This window comes from Roseibium sp. ROS1, assembly GCF_054658215.1.
Genome location: NZ_BAAGIG010000002.1, coordinates 1,459,142 through 1,475,054 on the forward strand (window position 1 = coordinate 1,459,142; position 15,913 = coordinate 1,475,054).

Annotated in this window: 21 protein-coding genes; 8 read left to right on the plus strand and 13 right to left on the minus strand. The window is 57.7% G+C overall.

Annotated features, from left to right (window positions below; all coding sequences use genetic code 11):
* Positions 1 to 158 precede the first annotated feature (158 nt).
* The 8 genes from motA (at position 159) to ACYQ6M_RS14745 (ending at position 6,179) form a co-directional block, all read left to right on the plus strand.
* Positions 159 to 1,055 carry a flagellar motor stator protein MotA gene (gene motA / locus ACYQ6M_RS14710; protein ID WP_022998531.1) on the plus strand — a complete coding sequence of 299 codons (897 nt, stop codon included), beginning with the start codon at positions 159 to 161 and terminating at the stop codon, positions 1,053 to 1,055.
* A 3-nt stretch (positions 1,056 to 1,058) separates the two neighbouring features.
* Positions 1,059 to 2,018: a flagellar motor switch protein FliM gene (locus tag ACYQ6M_RS14715; protein ID WP_022998530.1), complete on the plus strand. Its 960-nt coding sequence runs from the start codon at positions 1,059 to 1,061 to the stop codon at positions 2,016 to 2,018.
* Positions 1,999 to 2,568: a hypothetical protein gene (locus ACYQ6M_RS14720; protein WP_075283157.1), complete on the plus strand. Its 570-nt coding sequence runs from the start codon at positions 1,999 to 2,001 to the stop codon at positions 2,566 to 2,568. The genes ACYQ6M_RS14715 and ACYQ6M_RS14720 overlap by 20 nt, the downstream gene beginning before the upstream one ends.
* Positions 2,568 to 2,960: a flagellar motor switch protein FliN gene (fliN, locus tag ACYQ6M_RS14725; RefSeq protein ID WP_022998528.1), complete on the plus strand. Its 393-nt coding sequence runs from the start codon at positions 2,568 to 2,570 to the stop codon at positions 2,958 to 2,960. The genes ACYQ6M_RS14720 and fliN overlap by 1 nt, the downstream gene beginning before the upstream one ends.
* Positions 2,961 to 3,029: 69 nt before the next feature.
* On the plus strand, positions 3,030 to 4,094 hold the full coding sequence (locus tag ACYQ6M_RS14730; protein WP_022998527.1) for a flagellar motor switch protein FliG: 1,065 nt from the start codon (positions 3,030 to 3,032) through the stop codon (positions 4,092 to 4,094).
* A gap of 52 nt (positions 4,095 to 4,146) precedes the next feature.
* A complete protein-coding gene (gene flhB, locus ACYQ6M_RS14735) occupies positions 4,147 to 5,220 on the plus strand; it encodes a flagellar biosynthesis protein FlhB (RefSeq protein WP_055654437.1) in 1,074 nt (357 codons plus the stop codon).
* A gap of 25 nt (positions 5,221 to 5,245) precedes the next feature.
* Entirely contained in the window at positions 5,246 to 5,692 is a 447-nt protein-coding gene (locus tag ACYQ6M_RS14740; protein ID WP_022998525.1) for a hypothetical protein, read from the plus strand.
* A gap of 229 nt (positions 5,693 to 5,921) precedes the next feature.
* On the plus strand, positions 5,922 to 6,179 hold the full coding sequence (locus tag ACYQ6M_RS14745) for a hypothetical protein (protein WP_229003966.1): 258 nt from the start codon (positions 5,922 to 5,924) through the stop codon (positions 6,177 to 6,179).
* Positions 6,180 to 6,246: 67 nt separating this feature from the next.
* Here the strand turns inward: ACYQ6M_RS14745 and ACYQ6M_RS14750 are convergent, their stop codons facing one another.
* From ACYQ6M_RS14750 to flgK, 13 genes are all read right to left on the minus strand, one after another.
* On the minus strand, positions 6,247 to 6,441 hold the full coding sequence (locus ACYQ6M_RS14750; protein ID WP_228868038.1) for a hypothetical protein: 195 nt from the start codon (positions 6,439 to 6,441) through the stop codon (positions 6,247 to 6,249).
* A gap of 200 nt (positions 6,442 to 6,641) precedes the next feature.
* Complete coding sequence (locus ACYQ6M_RS14755) at positions 6,642 to 7,097, minus strand: hypothetical protein (RefSeq protein WP_460074447.1); 456 nt, start codon at positions 7,095 to 7,097, stop codon at positions 6,642 to 6,644.
* A complete protein-coding gene (locus tag ACYQ6M_RS14760) occupies positions 7,094 to 7,522 on the minus strand; it encodes a hypothetical protein (RefSeq protein WP_022998521.1) in 429 nt (142 codons plus the stop codon). Before ACYQ6M_RS14760 ends, ACYQ6M_RS14755 begins: the two co-directional genes overlap by 4 nt.
* Positions 7,522 to 7,944 carry a rod-binding protein gene (locus ACYQ6M_RS14765; RefSeq protein WP_031268441.1) on the minus strand — a complete coding sequence of 141 codons (423 nt, stop codon included), beginning with the start codon at positions 7,942 to 7,944 and terminating at the stop codon, positions 7,522 to 7,524. The genes ACYQ6M_RS14760 and ACYQ6M_RS14765 overlap by 1 nt, the downstream gene beginning before the upstream one ends.
* 179 nt (positions 7,945 to 8,123) lie before the next feature.
* Positions 8,124 to 8,504, minus strand: coding sequence for a hypothetical protein (locus ACYQ6M_RS14770; protein ID WP_055656561.1), 381 nt, complete (start codon positions 8,502 to 8,504; stop codon positions 8,124 to 8,126).
* A gap of 30 nt (positions 8,505 to 8,534) precedes the next feature.
* Positions 8,535 to 9,311 (minus strand): flagellar biosynthesis protein FliR, encoded by a 777-nt coding sequence (gene fliR, locus ACYQ6M_RS14775; protein WP_022998518.1) that lies wholly within the window; start codon positions 9,309 to 9,311, stop codon positions 8,535 to 8,537.
* Entirely contained in the window at positions 9,308 to 11,398 is a 2,091-nt protein-coding gene (flhA, locus tag ACYQ6M_RS14780; protein WP_055654445.1) for a flagellar biosynthesis protein FlhA, read from the minus strand. The genes fliR and flhA overlap by 4 nt, the downstream gene beginning before the upstream one ends.
* Positions 11,399 to 11,783: 385 nt before the next feature.
* Positions 11,784 to 12,050 carry a flagellar biosynthesis protein FliQ gene (gene fliQ / locus ACYQ6M_RS14785; RefSeq protein ID WP_022998516.1) on the minus strand — a complete coding sequence of 89 codons (267 nt, stop codon included), beginning with the start codon at positions 12,048 to 12,050 and terminating at the stop codon, positions 11,784 to 11,786.
* Between the two features lie 14 nt (positions 12,051 to 12,064).
* A complete protein-coding gene (gene flgD / locus ACYQ6M_RS14790) occupies positions 12,065 to 12,460 on the minus strand; it encodes a flagellar hook assembly protein FlgD (RefSeq protein ID WP_022998515.1) in 396 nt (131 codons plus the stop codon).
* Positions 12,461 to 12,471: 11 nt separating this feature from the next.
* Positions 12,472 to 12,945 carry a flagellar biosynthesis repressor FlbT gene (gene flbT / locus ACYQ6M_RS14795; RefSeq protein WP_022998514.1) on the minus strand — a complete coding sequence of 158 codons (474 nt, stop codon included), beginning with the start codon at positions 12,943 to 12,945 and terminating at the stop codon, positions 12,472 to 12,474.
* 4 nt (positions 12,946 to 12,949) lie between these two features.
* Complete coding sequence (flaF, locus tag ACYQ6M_RS14800; RefSeq protein ID WP_022998513.1) at positions 12,950 to 13,300, minus strand: flagellar biosynthesis regulator FlaF; 351 nt, start codon at positions 13,298 to 13,300, stop codon at positions 12,950 to 12,952.
* Positions 13,301 to 13,351: 51 nt separating this feature from the next.
* On the minus strand, positions 13,352 to 14,398 hold the full coding sequence (locus ACYQ6M_RS14805) for a flagellar hook-associated family protein (protein WP_460074449.1): 1,047 nt from the start codon (positions 14,396 to 14,398) through the stop codon (positions 13,352 to 13,354).
* A gap of 5 nt (positions 14,399 to 14,403) precedes the next feature.
* Positions 14,404 to 15,894: a flagellar hook-associated protein FlgK gene (gene flgK / locus ACYQ6M_RS14810; RefSeq protein WP_460074451.1), complete on the minus strand. Its 1,491-nt coding sequence runs from the start codon at positions 15,892 to 15,894 to the stop codon at positions 14,404 to 14,406.
* Positions 15,895 to 15,913: the final 19 nt, after the last annotated feature.

Below are 15,913 nucleotides of genomic sequence, written 5' to 3' on the forward strand. Positions count from 1 at the left end.
CGGGCAGGCTTTCGGGGAACACTCACTCGCAAACCTTACGCCAGGCTGACGACCGGTGATGATTTCCAAAAGGCTTTCGCGCGTCAGCTTCAGGCAAGTCTCGGCCAGTAGCGTCCTCCCAATCAGAGTTGCAATCCACACCAGTTGGGAGCTGTTAGGTGACTATTCTTATCGGCCTGATCATAGCAGGCGCGTCCCTTATAGGCGGCTTTGCCGCACTCGGAGGCAAGGTCTCCGTCCTCTGGCAGCCGTGGGAGCTCGTCATTATTCTTGGCGTCGCTATCGGTGCTTTTGTCGTTGCCAATCCAATGAAGGTAATCAGGGGAACCCTGGTTGCCGTGTCGGATGCGTTGCGCAACGCAGTTCCCAACAAGCGGGAATATCTCGACGTTCTGGCACTTCTCTACGGCCTGATGCGTGAGCTTCGCGCCAAGGGCCGCAACCAGGTCGAGCCGCACATTGAAGACCCGAATACTTCTCCGATTTTCCAGAAGTATCCGTCGGTCCTTCGCAATGCCAGTCTGACAACCTTCATCTGCGACTATTTCCGACTGATCATCGTCGGAAATGCCCGCGCTCACGAAATCGAAGCGCTGGTCGACGAAGAACTTCACACCATCCACCGCGACCAGATGAAGCCGTACCATGCCATGAGCAGCATCGCTGATGCATTGCCTGCCATCGGCATCATCGCGGCCGTACTCGGTGTCATCAAGGCCATGGGCGCAATCGACCAGTCTCCTCAGCTGCTGGGCAGCCTGATTGGCGCGGCACTCGTGGGCACGTTTGTCGGCATCTTCTTCTCCTACTCGCTGTTCGGCCCGATCGCCTCCAAGATCCGCAACGTCCGCGAGTCCCGCCTTCGTACCTACATCGTCGTCAAGCAGACCCTGCTTGCCTTCATGAACGGCGCCGATCCGCAGATCGCCCTCGAGCATGGCCGCAAGACCATCTCCGACTACGACCGTCCAACCATCGACGAAGTTGAAAACGAGACGATGAGTGCTGGCGGCGCTGGTGCCGATAACGTCCAGGACCTGCAGGGAGCCGCCTAAGCCATGATCGAAGCAGCGACCGCAAGCTCCAATGCTTCCAGCTCCGAACGCGCGATGATCGCCGACAGACTGCTGGATGCCGCCGGAATTTCCGTTGACCGCCTGCCGATGCTTCCGGTGGTGTTCGACCGCATGGCTCGCCTGATGGCCGACGCCATGCGCCAGAAGTCCCCCTCACCGTCCTACATCTCGGTGAGCTACGTTGAAAACAACCGCATCGGCGACGTACTCGACGAGTTCGAATCCAATGCGCTGGTGGCCGTGCTTTATTCTCCGGAATGGGATGCCCGTGTACTCGTCGGCTTCGACCGGGACTTCATCTTCACACTGGTGGATGTCCTCTTCGGTGCTGACGGGACCGAGCCTCCCATCGACGATGAACGCCCCTTCTCGAATATCGAAACGCGGATCGCGCGCACCATGTTCGAGGTAGCCGCCAAGGCACTTGCCGAGAGCTTTGCCCCGATTGCCGAAACAACGCTGAAGATCGAGCGCATCGAAAGCCGCATGGACTTTGCGGTGGTCGGCCGGCGGAACAACCCGGCCGTGGTGGCCCGACTGCTGCAACAGGCAATCGGGCGCGGCGGCGAAGTGTTCATCGTCATGCCGCACTCGACACTCAACCCGCTGCGGCAGCGCCTTTCCCAGGTTCTGTCCGGCGAGATGTCGAGCCGCGACAAACAGTGGACCCAGCATTTCCACAACGAGATCCAGCGCACCGAAGTCAAGCTGGAAGCCATTCTCGAAGAACGTGAAATGTCGCTCGGCGACCTTGCAAACCTCCGGGTCGGACAGGTCATCGAACTTCAGGCGACAGCCCGCTCTCCGGTCACACTCGCCTGCAACGACCAGCCCGTCTTCACCTGCCAGCTTGGACAGTTGAACGGATCCTACACGTTGCAGATCGAAGAGCTCATCCATGAGGAAGAAAAGGATCTGTTCGATGATCTCCGCAATCGTTGATGGCGTTCTCCTGCTCGCGCTTGTCGCGACCACGGTCCGGATGCTTTCCATGCACCGGGAGCTGCGCCGACTGGGCAGCTACCACGATGACTACCAGCGTATCTTCGATCAGACCGCCCTCGCGCTCGACGGCATCGAGGTCTCGATCCAGGAGATCAACGTCAAGGGTGCACAGATCCTCAATGCGCTCGGCAACCGGATGGACGATGCTCGGGAGCTGATCGCGGAAATCGACGGTCTGACTCGTGAGGCAAAGCGCCAGCAGTCCGTGCTGCGCGCGGAGCTGAAGGAGCTCTCCAAGGCGACCGCCGTCCTGCATGACCCGAAACGTTTTGCGCCCGTTCGCGACGACATCGACATCTTCGCCGACGACACTGCAGGCGAGCAGGCAGCTGGCGCCGCCGGTTCCGCTCAGTCCGGCGGGCGCAAGGAAACGACCATTCATCGCGGCCAGGTCCATCAACAGGCGCCGACACGCGTCCACCGTATCGACAATTCGCTGCAAAGCCCGTTCCGCACGGTCTCCATGAACCAGAAGGATAAGATGTAATGTCCGAAACAATCATCGATCACATCGACGCTGAAAAAGGCCCGAAAACCCGCCCGGCCGATGCCGCAAGTTTCGCCAAGGTGGAATCGCCGGAAAAGAACCAGAATGGCGATACCATCGGTGACGACCGAAATCTCGACACCATCCTCGGCATTCCCGTGAACATCCAGGTGGTTCTCGGATCTGCGACCATGCTGGTTTCCAACCTCCTGAAACTCGGTCGCGGCGCGGTCATTCCGCTCAATCATCGTGTTGGCGAACCGATCGACATCGTGGTCAACGGCCGTGTCATCGCCCGCGGAGAAGTGGTGGTTGTGGAAGACGACAACTCGCGCTTCGGCGTTTCGTTGACGGAGATCATGAGCGCCCAGGCCGGCGGTATGGACATCTGAGGTCGAATTTCTCCGGCCTCACATTCTCCGGTTTGCCCAAGGCTGTCTCCTTAGGATTGAAGTGACAAAATGATGAATTCCGCCAACGCCGCCGCAGCAACCGCTGCAAACCTGGCCAAGCCACCTGCTCCGCCTGCCCGCCGAATGAACGGTACACAGCGCGTAGCCGCTCTGCTGCTGTCGCTGGGCAAGACGAGTTCGCAGAAACTGCTCCGGCATTTCGATCAGGAAGAAATCCGGATGATCACCGTCTCCGCAGCTCAGCTCGGCACGGTGGCATCGGAAGAACTTGATCGGCTGGCCGAGGAATTCATCGAGCAGTTCTCACATGGCACGACGCTTTATGGTTCGGCCAACGAAGTGGAGAAAATGCTGGAAGGTGTCCTGCCGGACGATCAGCTTGCAGACATCATGTCGGACGTGCTTGGTAACTCCAACCGGTCCATCTGGGACCGGTTGACCACGGTTTCCGAAACGGTGTTCGCAAATTATCTCCTGAAGGAACACCCGCAAACCGCAGCGCTGATCCTGACAAAAATAAAGCCGAGTGCAGCAGCGAAGGTTCTCGGCCAGATCAATAACCAGACGCGCAACTCTCTTGTCCGGCGCATGCTGTCGATCAAGGCGGTTGTGCCGGAAATCATGCGCGACGTCGAAAAGACCATGCATGAGGATTTCATGCTCAACCTGTCGGGCACCCTGGAAGCCGACTCCCATGCTCGCATGGCGGACATTCTCAACAAGATGGACCGCGAGCACATGGAAGACGCTCTGGAGAACCTGAACGAGGTGAAACCGAAAACCGCAGAACTTCTGAAGGGTCTGCTCTTCACCTTCGACGACATCACCAATCTCAACGCCCGGACCCGCATGGCGATTTTCGATCAGATCCCGACGGACCGGATCGTGCTGGCACTGAAGGGAACCAATGCCCAGTTCCGGGAAGTGATCCTGTCATCGCTGACATCACGCGCACGTCGTATCGCCGAACACGAACTGGCAGCCGGCGAACCGGCCGCTCAGCGCGACGTACTGGATGCCCGCAGTGCGATCACCAACCTCGCGCTGGAAATGGCGTCGCGTGGTGAAATCGAGCTGAATCCGAAGCAGGACGAAGGCGCATTCTTTGCGTGATCGTCTTTGCAAGCGGTTCGACGTGATCTGAGCCTGAACACCGGGTGGCTGGATGTCGGAAGAAGACAAGGATTCAAAAACAGAGGAACCGACCGAGAAAAAGATCAGCGATGCCATAGAAAAGGGCAACACCCCGGTCTCACGGGAAGCCCCCGTTCTGGCAACATTTATCGCGACGCTCTTGATCGGCAGTTTCGTTGTTACATCGGCATCGAGTCAGCTCGTGCAAACGCTGACGCATCTTCTGGACCTTTCGGGAGGAGTGGATCTTGGAAACAGCGCCGATGCATTGTTGCTCTCCCATGCGGTGTCGATCGAGGTCATGGTCTTCCTCGCCCCGATTGTCGCACTGCTTGCCGTGTCCGGTCTTGCGTCCGCCTTTTTGCAGAACACGCCCAGCATCGTTTTTCACCGCATCAAGCCGGATGCCTCCAAGCTCTCGCTGGCGAAGGGCTGGAGCCGCATATTCGGAGCCCAGGGCCTTGTGGAGTTCCTCAAGGCAGTCTTCAAGTTCTCCACGGTCAGTGCCATCGTCTATGGCCAGTTCCGGGCGAATGAAGCGGAACTGATCAACGCCATGTTCACAGATCCAAGCGCACTTCCCGAAGCGATCCTTCAGATATCGATGAAGCTGATCGCCGGCGTCTGCATCGTTACCATTCTACTGGTTACAGTCGACATTCTCTGGTCCCGCTCGCACTGGCGCAAGAACCTGCGCATGAGCAAGCAGGAGATCAAGGACGAGCACAAGCAGATGGAAGGCGACCCGATCGTCAAGGCCCGGCAACGCTCGCTCGCACGCGACCGGGCACGAAATCGCATGATGTCAGCCGTGCCGCAAGCAACCCTCATTGTTGCCAATCCGACACACTTCGCTGTTGCCTTGCGCTACGACGGGGACCAAAACCCTGCCCCGATTGTTGTAGCTAAAGGGCAGGATCTGATTGCGCTGAAGATCAGGGAGATCGCCGAGGCGAACAATATTCCCGTGATCGAGGACCGGCAACTTGCACGGTCTCTCTACGCCGCTACAGAAGTTGAAAGGATGATCCCGCCGGAATTCTACAGGGCAGTTGCGGAAATCATTTGCTACGTGTACTCACGCCAGACCAAAACTGCTGTATAATTTAATGTATTTGGAGGTCCGGGGAATGCACGATATGCCTGAAGGCAACGGCACGAAACCGTCGCCACTGGAATGCGACCGGCAGCGCCAGGAAGCAATTGCCTCTGCTCTGACCGAATTTATCGAAGATCTGAAACTCGTCGATGTGGTCGACTTCGTCGCCTATATCCGAACAGACCAGCACGGCAATATCGATGAATTGATCAAGACATCGGCCGAGCTCTTCTTCAAGGAAGGGTCCTTGCGCTATTCCATGGCCGCACAGGCAGATGTCGAGTGGGAAACCACCCCGCGCATTTCCCTGGACCTGGAATTCTTCAACAAGGGTGTCTGGATCTATTTTACCGCCGTCCTCGCCTGGCCGGACAATGCAGTCAACGTTTCCTATGTCGAAGTGCCGGACGCCGGTGGCAACAAGGCGAAAGAAACGGAACTGCTGCTTGAGGCCCTGAAGGACGCCCGATTGCGGTAGTTGCGTTTCAGGCATCTCAAATAATTTTCGGTTTGTCAGGCAGCTCGTCCGCACAGATGCGAACGATGTGCCGGCCGGCTATTTCGCCTGACGCCTCGGCAACTTACCGAAATTCGCCAACTTGCTTCAATTCTGCCAGCCTAGCACCATATGCTGTTGGCCCTGCCGCGCGTTTCGGGTCTTCCGGACCTGGAAACTACCTGCAACTGAAACCAGAGAAACGGCGCGTATGAAGAAAATCCAGATCCCGGAGGATCCCGCCCACATGGTGACTGCAATCGTCGCCTATGCCGGGATCGCCAAACGCCTGCATGTGGAGCTCTCAAATCGGCCGATGGGTACGGAAGTGGATCTGGAAGCCATCAAGGCCGACTTGATTGCCGAAGCAAAAAGAGCGGTGCCTCACGGAGATTTCGCCAAAGACGAAATCGGTGTCTACAAGACCATTTTCCAGGCTATCGACACGATTTTCGATACCGATGGCTGAAATCGGCATTCACTAAATGCCGCGAAACAAGCACCACGAATTTATATTGACCAGCTATTGCACCAATTCACTCTCCCAGAAGCGTCGACAAGCGCTCCATGATTTCGTGCAGGCTTTTTCCGGTTAGCCGCATTTCCCTCGCCTGCTCACCGTCTTCAACATCGGAATAAAGCAGGATTTCAACTGCGTTTTCCAAAACCTGGATATCATCGGAAGTCAGATCGATTGAGCCACTACTGCTCGATACCGTTATCGTCTTCATGGGCCTATCCTCCAAACCGTACCAGGCAAAGTCGCGCACTCTGCGCTCGGTCTATTCCGTAGGTTTTCCGAATAGTCCTGTTCCATCAAGCACAAAACAGGCCGCGGTGAGGATCAAAAAAAAGCGCCCAGCCGAAACTGGGCGCCAATTGCCTGGGAGGCGGCAGAAGAAGTTTTTCAGTACAAGACAAGGATCAACAGCTAGTGCGTGATTACGTCTTCCTTGTCGAAATAGTTGAATTCCTCCACCAGGACGTCGTGCACCACAGGCCGGCCGAGACGAGCGTTGGTGGTTTTCTTGAGACGTTCGGTGAAAGCCTCCAGGTCGTAACGTTCCAGGCTACGGAAATCGAGGGTTTCATCCGAATAGAGTACCCGGAAGGCTTCATCCACCAGGAAAGGGTGTGGCGGCACAGGCAGGCGGCGCAATGTATCGCCATCCGCTGTGAAGACCATCTTGATCACCACATATCCCTGCAGCGTGCCATTAAACAGGATCGGCACGTTGACCGGATTCACTGTCTCATAATCCAGCCCTACAAACGCCGGCTCATCGTCGCCGACCCTTTTCTGAGCTGCCAGATACTGCGTGGTGCCGTAACCGGACGCCAGCATGGTGGCAGACATCCAGAGGCCGGCAACGAGGGTCTTTATCATCGAGCCCTCTCCGGAAACGGTGCCTGATACGTGCCGTCGGATTCATAGTCGATCATGGTTCTGGACATCATGCCGACAACTTCCGTCACCGCATTCATATGCAGTTGCAACAGGCCGACATTCTCATCGAGCACTTCCTTGAATTCGGCGATGTCTTCGCGCAGCTCTTCAGAATAAAACGCCGGCGGCACGAGTGTCCGAGCCCTGGACAGGTCAAGCAAAGCCTGGCTCTTGCCGTATTCGAAGATCTTCAGGTCCGCTGTCGGGTTTGCACGAAGCGCCCGGGTTTCCTCGCGCACAGCGCCGATTGCTCGGCGAACGGCGACCACCAGCGGCATGGATCGCACCGGATCGGGGGTGAATTCCTGAAGTGCGAGATCGGTCACGGCAACGTCCTGAAAGTCAACATCGTTGGCAGCGTCCATCAGGCTTTAACTCCCTTTTCAAGCGTATCTGAAATCAGGCCGGCGATACCGACACCACCACTGGCGGCAAGCTGGTTTGCGACCTGTTCGGCAAGCATCGATTTCCAGATTTCCCCGGCGGTTCCAGACCCGAAGACCGCTTCGGAGTCATCCGGAAGCATTGTTTCGACGAACTGGCTGAGGATCATCGCCTCAAATTTCTCCGCAGGAGACTTTTGTGACGGTCCTTCGTAATTGGCGGTTCGAAAACTGCCTTCAGTGGCTCCTGCCCGGTTCGTCGCACCGGCATAGGCAAGTGCAAAGCCATCTCCCGAACCACCAGCGGAAATGGACCTGAGACGGTTCGTGGCGTCAGCAAGGTTCACCGGATCGGCAGCCTTGGACACATCCAGGATCAGATCTGAAGGAGGCGAAATCGCCATGCTGGGCTCCTCGAAAAACATAAGGTGCAAACAAGGCCCGGCAGGCGACAGGGCAAGGCAAGCAATACACTTGAACCGAACCTTGTTTGCATCCTCAGGAATAGCCTGCGCAGCTTGCGGGAGGCTTGCGTCTTCTTGCTGGACGGCGACGAATATGCCCCGTTCACGCCAAGCGGCTTTCACCCGTATCTGCGGTCGAGCAGATCCATCAGGTCCCGTTCTTCTTCAGCACGCTGTTCCTCCCCACGCATCCTGGCGAGACGTTCAGCCATGAGTTTCAGCATCAACCGCTGGCGATCATATTCGGAGTTCACCTTTGCGCGTGCTTCGCTGAGCCGTGACATCTCCTCGATGATGCGTCTCAGCCGCTCGGCAGCATTGGCGATAAACCTGTCGTGCTGTGCCAGGTCGCCATTCGAAAGGGCCAGCAGAATGCGTCTTTCCTTTTCGTTCAGCTGATAGACCTGAGCGTCAAGCTTCTGAAGTAGCCAGGATGAAAACAGGAAAATCTGCTTCTGCATCCGGAACAAACGTTCAATATCCTGACTTTTTCTTGCCATGGAACAGGAACCTTTCACGGTCAGGTTTGCCTAACCTATCTGGAGCCAAGTGAAGTAGCCGTCGAGGAAGATCATGATGGCCTCCGCGATGACGAGATAAAGAAAGTAGAGACCGCCCGCGATCACGAACGGCATGGAGATGAAGTAGACCGGGATCTGCGGTGTCAGCTTGTTGACGAGGCCGACGGCAAAGTTCACAACAACCGTGTAGACGATGAACGGGCTGCACACCCGCAATGCCAGGATGAAGGTTCGGCCCAACTGCTCGGCGAACTGCTCCAGGCTTGTCACGGCCGCCAGCGGCTGCCCGACCGGGATCGCTTCATAGGAGGCTGCCAGCCCGCGCAGAATTTCCCAATGCTGGTTGGTGATGAAGACCATCGCCGTTGCCGTCACCGTGAAAAGGTTTGCGACAGGCGGCAGGGAATCCACGCCATCGATCGGCATGCCCGGCATGTTCGACAGGCCGATTGCCATGGACACCAGCGTCGTCAAAGTCTCCAGGGCCGCCAGAAAGATGCGTCCCAGAAAACCGATGAAGGCTCCGGTCAGCAACTCCGCCCCGATGAAGCCGGCAACAGTGCCGAGCTGCTCATCCGGCAGGGACGCCTGTACGCCTGGTGCCAACAGAGGCGACAATGCCAACGCGACGGAAAGCGCGATGAACAGGCGAACATGCACCGGCACACGGTTGCTGCCGAACCCCGGGATCACCATCAGGCACGCTCCTATCCGGCAGAACAACAGGAAGACCGCCAGAAGCAGCGAGGAGCTGAAGGTGCTGAAAAAGAGGCCGCCGGAAATCACGAGACGCTTCCGAGCGCGGAAACATCCACTCCGCGAGCGATTTCAAGATGCGACAGGACCGGCAAGGTCGGGAACATGCGCTCCACGATCATGCGTACGTATGGCCGGGCATCAGGTGCCGCTACCACCGCGAAGCGGCTGCCGTCCTTCATGTGTTTCTTGACCGCGTCGGACATCTGCGTGCCGAATTCCTCCACCAGTTGCGGCTCGATGTCGAACTCGATGACGTCGCCCTTCCCGTCCCGTTTCAGGGCATTGTGGAAGGCTAGATCCCATCGGTTTCCGAGACGCAGCACTTTCAGAGGGCCGCCTTCTGCAAGGTCGCCGCAAATCTGCTGGGCGATGCGCATTCGAACGTGCTCCACCACCTGCTCCGATCTGCGAACGTGCGGAACGATCTCGGCAACGGCTTCCAGGATCAGGTTGAGATTCCGGATCGAAACCCGTTCCGCCAGCAAAAGCTTGAGCACCGCTTGCAGACCGGAGAAAGACGTGTGCGCCGGACAGATATCGTCGAGAAGCTTCTGGTACTCCGGGTCCAGCCTGTCGAACAGTTTGCGCATATCCTTGTAGGACAAGAGCTGCGGCAGGTTGTTGCGGATCACTTCACTCAGATGCGTGAGGATGACCGTGATGTTCTCGGCCGGCGTCATGCCGCGGCGCTTGAGTTCGTCCTTGTACGCAGGCGGCACCCAGTAGGCTGGCATCCCGAATGCAGGCTCACGCGTCTGGTCAGCCGGTACCGGCAGTGCCTCGTCATTGTTCGGAATGACCAGCAGTTCACCCACTTTCAGATGCTGCGAGGCGATGATGGTGCCGTGGATCTTGATCTGGTAGCTCTTCGGATCAAGCGTCAGACTGTCGGTGACCCGAATATCGGGCACGACAAAACCATACTGCTCGGCAAACTTCCGGCGCATCTTGGCAACGCGGCGAGACAGTTCACCGGTTCGCGTCAGTAGCTCGGCGGAAAGCTGCTTGCCAAGCACCAGTTCGACCTCAGCCGACTTGAGCGTTTCCTTGACGGAGTCCTTTTCCTCAAGCTTTGCCTGTTCCTCCGCTGCGCGTATCTTGTCGTCCTCGACCTTTTTCGCCGCTGCCAAACGCCGCGGAATGGCATAACCGATAAAGCCCATCAGGATCGCCAGCAGCAGGAACGGCAACATGGGCAGACCCGGCATCAACGCGAAGATGGCCATCAGGATAGCTGCGACGAACAGGGCACGCGGATAGCCGCCAAGCTGGCCGAGAACAGCCTTGTCGGTCGACCCTCTGGTGCCGCCCTTGGACACCAGCAGACCAGCTGCCAGCGAAACGATCAGCGCCGGGATCTGGGAGACGAGGCCATCGCCTACGGAGAGCTTGGTGAAAACGTCTGCCGCGTTGGAAACCGTCATGTCATAGCGGGTCACGCCAATGACGATGCCGCCAAGGATGTTCACAGCCGTAATGATAAGGCCGGCAATCGCGTCGCCGCGGACGAATTTGGAGGCACCATCCATGGCGCCGAAAAAGGAGCTTTCCTCTTCCAGTTCCTTGCGCCGACGCTGCGCTTCCTTGTCATCGATAAGGCCTGCGGAAAGATCCGCATCGATCGCCATCTGCTTGCCCGGGATCGCGTCCAGAGTGAAGCGTGCGCCGACTTCCGCAATACGGGTTGCGCCCTTGGTGATGACCATGAAGTTGACGATGACCAGGATCGCAAAAACAATCAGACCGATGACAAAGTCACCGCTCATCACGAATTGCGAAAAGCCGTTGATCACATAGCCTGCCGCGTTCAGCCCCTCGTGGCCGTTGGCAAGGATCATGCGCGTTGTCGAGATATTGAGCGACAGCCGCAGCATGGTGGCGATCAGCAGGATCGTCGGGAAAGACGAGAAATCGAGCGGACGCTGGATCCAGAGCGAGACCATCAGAATCAACACCGACAGTGCGATCGACATGGCCAGGCCGATATCGATCAGGAATGTCGGGATTGGCAGAAAAAGAACGGCCAGGATTAGGACGATGCCTATGGCAAAGCCGACGTCGCGGCGGCTGTCCGGCGCATTGCCGGCAGCCGGCGAAAGGGAGGTGTCTGTCATGCCTTCTCTCTGCTGCAGGTCTGATACCTGGCAACCTCGCCCTTGAAGCTTGCGCGAGGCTTTTTTGAAGAAGGATTTCAGGAGGGAAGTTCAGGAAAGGTTGAGCGCTCTGACCGACGATGGTCGCTCCAGGCTCTGAAGGGAGCGGCCTTCGCACTTGAAGCAAGTCGTGTTTCAAGGAGAAATGGATGCGAGAAACGCATCTACCTTGTCATCGCGGCAAAGGCCTGGATCCATTAGCGACATGCGCCAAGGTGAAAGGTTTCGCCGACAACGCAAAGGACCTGATCCCGGCTTACAGCTTTCGCTGCAAACCGGGACGACAGATAAATTCAGGACCACGACGGCACCTGAAACCATGCAAGAATAGTCCTGCAAACCGTCGCTAGAACCCCGTTTCGATCCGATTGTAGATCAGGGTCGTCAACGAGTAGATCTGGCCGCCGATGAAAGGTCCGGCGACCACGATCATGACCAGGATCGCCACGATCTTCGGAATGAAGGTAAGAGTGATTTCCTGAACCTGGGTCAGAGCCTGCAGCAACGCAATTCCGATACCGACAATCATCGCCGGTACGATCGCGGGGGCAGATCCGACGAGGATCGTCCAGATTGCAGTCCGGACCAGGTCCAGGGCATCAACTTCATTCATGTCATTCCATCCGCTCAGGAAATGGTTACACCCGGTCCAAGCAGAACACCCTGACCGTTGTCGAGCGCGAGCACGGTGCCGTCGGAATAGACTTCAACCTTTTCCACGACACCCGTCGTGCCGTTGGCGTCGGTCACTGTCCGCCCGATCAGATCATCTACCTGACCGAACGAAAGGTTGGTCAGAAGCGTTTCCAGCTTGGCGTTGGTCTGAATAGACTGCTCAACTTGGCTGAAGCTTGCGAGCTGCGCGAGCTGTTCGGACGCGTCCATGGGATTGGTCGGATCCTGGTTCTGCATCTGAGCCATCATCAGATGCAGGAAGGTGTCGTAGTCGACAGTCAGCTGCTTCTGAGCGGATGCAGTCGAGGCAGCACCCTGGGTGGCGCTGACGCCTTCAACACTGGTCATCTAATCACTCCTTAAACAACGGCCAGCCTGGGGCCGTACTGAAAATTTTCTCTTGGCGCCGGCCGGGGGGCGGTCTGCCGGGTTTCCTGCGCGCGCCGGTTCTTTTCGGCCAGCATCAGGCTTGCCTCCAGCGGATAGAGCGCACGCACAACCTTCATTGCCTCGAACCACCGATCCGTTTTTGCCAGCTCCTCAACCTTGTCGAGATGCATCAGCACCTCCTTGTTCGAGAACGCCGACTTCACGGAACCAAGCACGAGATGGAACATGTCCTGAACCGCACCGGCGGCTGCCGGATCGATGATCATGGTCTGGAGAATGAAGTAGAGCTGGCGAAGCGGCGTCGTCGCCTCTTCTGGCTGAAGCACATGGGCTTCCAGCAGGAAAACGGCATCATTCAGCAGTTCGATGTTGGTTTTCCGTTCGGCCCGGATCACCGCACCGTTGATGAACAGGCGTTCGCCCGCTTTCAAACCGATTTTCATGAGTTTAACCGTCCAGGCTGTCGCGGATGATGGAATTGATCTGGATGATGTCGGAGAAGTCCTCCTGCTCCCACTGGCGCAAGGATTCGACCTCTTTCAGGACCCAGATGCCGACAGAGATCAGATTGGCTCTCGTTTCGATCGGCAGTTCGTTGGCGTCGTCCGCCAGGTGTTCCAGGAAGTAGCTCCACAGGCGCCGTGTGTAGAACAGCGCGTCGACGGCTTCGGGAGACTTGACGCCGCGCTCCTGGGCGACGTTGAGCTTGCCGATCACGATCGACATTGCCTCATGTTCGTTGAGCCGCTGGTCAGAGCAAAGATCGTCCATAACCTCAGCGTAAGACAGATTGTACATGGGCCCTCTCAAGGTTGGGTTTGATACGAAAAATCAGACATTCGGCCACGATCACAGGTAGTTGAGAATGCTCAGACCCTGCATTCGGGCCGTGACCGCATAGGTGGTCTCAAGCTGTGTCAGAGCCGTATTGAGACGCACCGACGTTTCCTCCAGATTGACGTTTTCAAGGTCGTTGATGCGCCGGTTCAGGATGTCGGTTTGAACCTTCAACCGTTCACTCGCCAGCTTGACCTGCTCCTGCACATTGCCGAGCTTGCCCATCTGGCTGGTGACATCGGCAATACCGGTGCCGAGCTTCTCGATCGCCTTGTTGACCACCACCTTCCAGGTCTCGGGATCAACGTCCTCGTTACCGAGGTCGGACATCATCGTGTAGGCCGCGGCCAGGTCTCTGAAGGCCTGCTCGTTTGCGCTGACGGAACTGGACACCGTTTCACTCGCCGAAATACGGCTGACCATCACGTTGCTGGACGCACTCGACCAGGACGTGCCCCAGGCCGGGTTCTGGAACATCGTCTCGAAGGCACCGTTCAGATAAGTGGACATTGCCGCAGGTGTGATGCCCGAAACGCCCGGGTTGGATTGCGCCATCCCGAACTCGGTCATGAACGCTGCATCGGCGGCCAATTTGTTCGGAGACGTCGGATCGGAATAATCCGCGAAGGGTTCCTGGTCCGTATTGATGCCGGCAAAGACGAAATTGCCGTTGAGCTGGGTGTTCAGACGGGACGTCAGAAGCTCCAGATTGCCGACGGCATCCGCCTTGACGATGTCCGAACTGCCGTTGTTCTCACGCAGGGCCACAAGGGTCGCCAGAAAGTCCTGCGCATCCGTCAGAATGTCGCCCATTGCCGCCTGGCTGACATCGAGCCGCGACGCGGTAAGCGCGTTGGTATCCATGATGCCATTGAGAAAATGAAACTCGGAACGAAGCGACACGCTTTCGCCGGTCTTGGTCCCAAGATCCAGGCCGACGTCGTATTTGCGGCCGGAGGACAGCTCGATGCTGAGCTTCTGCACGAGGCTGGACTGGTTCTGGATCTGCCGGCGAGACGCATCGGCGAGTGTGATCGTGGAGATATAGGTGGTTTTCATAACTGTTACCTCGCCGCGGCCAGAAGGTCTTCCAGCATGCCGTCGACGGCGCTGATGAGCCGTGTCGCCGCTGAGTAGGATCGCTCGATTTCCAGTAGCAGCGTCATTTCTTCGTCGATGTTGACGCCTGTCTTGTTGTTGAGGTTTTCTGCCGTCCGACTGAGAATGACGGTCTGCACCTCGACATTGCTCGTCATGGTCTTTCGGCCGGCTTCCAGCCAGCTAACGGATGAAGCGGCAAAGCCGGACAACGTGTCGGTCGGATCGAGTTCCACGCCACTGTCGAAAACGGTGTCCTTGTCAAACGCGGAAACCAGTTCCTGCAGACGGTCGGAGAACCCGGCAGCGCCGGACGGGTTGTAGTTGTAATTGGGATCGAACGGATCGGAGATGCCGCCATCGCGCAACCTGTCCAGGTCGCCGCCCTGATCCGGATCGGCGTTGGCATTGACGACGATTTCCGCAGCAAGCCCGGTGATATGGGTGCCGGATGCCGGCACCGCCGGTGCACCAGACCACGTGAACAGGCCAGCCTGATCCGGGTTGCCGCCACCGCTCTGATCGCTTTCGGCGAAGGCTTCGATCAGACCACGCGCGATTTCGTCGAGCTGGCTCTGGTAGGTCACCGCGACTTCGTCGCGCAGTTCAGCAAGACCTTGCAGCCTGCCGGACTTGATCTCCATGAGAGCGCCCGGTCCCGCCACGGGAACGCCGTCCACCATCACGGAATTACCCGTGGTAGCAGCACCATAAACAATGGTCGGCTCGAAGGTGACCGCTCTGGCCTTGGTTTCAAACAGCGTCACGCCGCTGTCCGTGTAGACCACAATATCGCCATTGCTGCGGTTCAGCGTGGTAATGCCGATTTCCTCGGACAGCTTGAGCAGAACCTGGTCGCGGCTGTCGTGGGCATCGGTGACATCAGCCCCCGATTGCGTTCCCCGCACGATAACCGAGTTGAGATCTTCGAGTTGTTTCAACAGCGTGTTGATCTCACGCACGGAGGTCGCCATGTCCGCATCCGCTTTGGTGCGCACATCCTGCACCAGTGCCGTTCCGGACTGGAGCGTCTGCACCATGTCCTTGGAGGCCTGCAGAACGTCCTGCGCCTGGATCGCGTTGCTGGGGTCGGAAGCATAGTTTTGAAGCGACAGCTTCAGCGCCCCGAGTTTTGCCGCAGCGGACATGTGGTTCTGGGTATCGCCTGTGGTTTCAGCGAGACGGGTAAGGCCCGCCAAGACCGCTTCCTGGGAGGATCCAGTGGAGGTGGAGGACAGGAGCGACGAATACAGCGCGCTGTCCGTCACCCGGCCGATACCGTCGACCTTGAGGCCGCCGGCCTGACCGGTGTCGGTGTAGGTCTGGCTCAACAGAACGGATTTGCGCGAGTAGCCGGGGTCTTGAGCCCCGGCAATGTTTCGCGAAACCACGGAGGATTCTGTCTGCCTTGCGGCCAGCGCGGACTGGGCGACTTTGAGGGCTACAGACAAACTCATGACAATAACTTTCCGATTG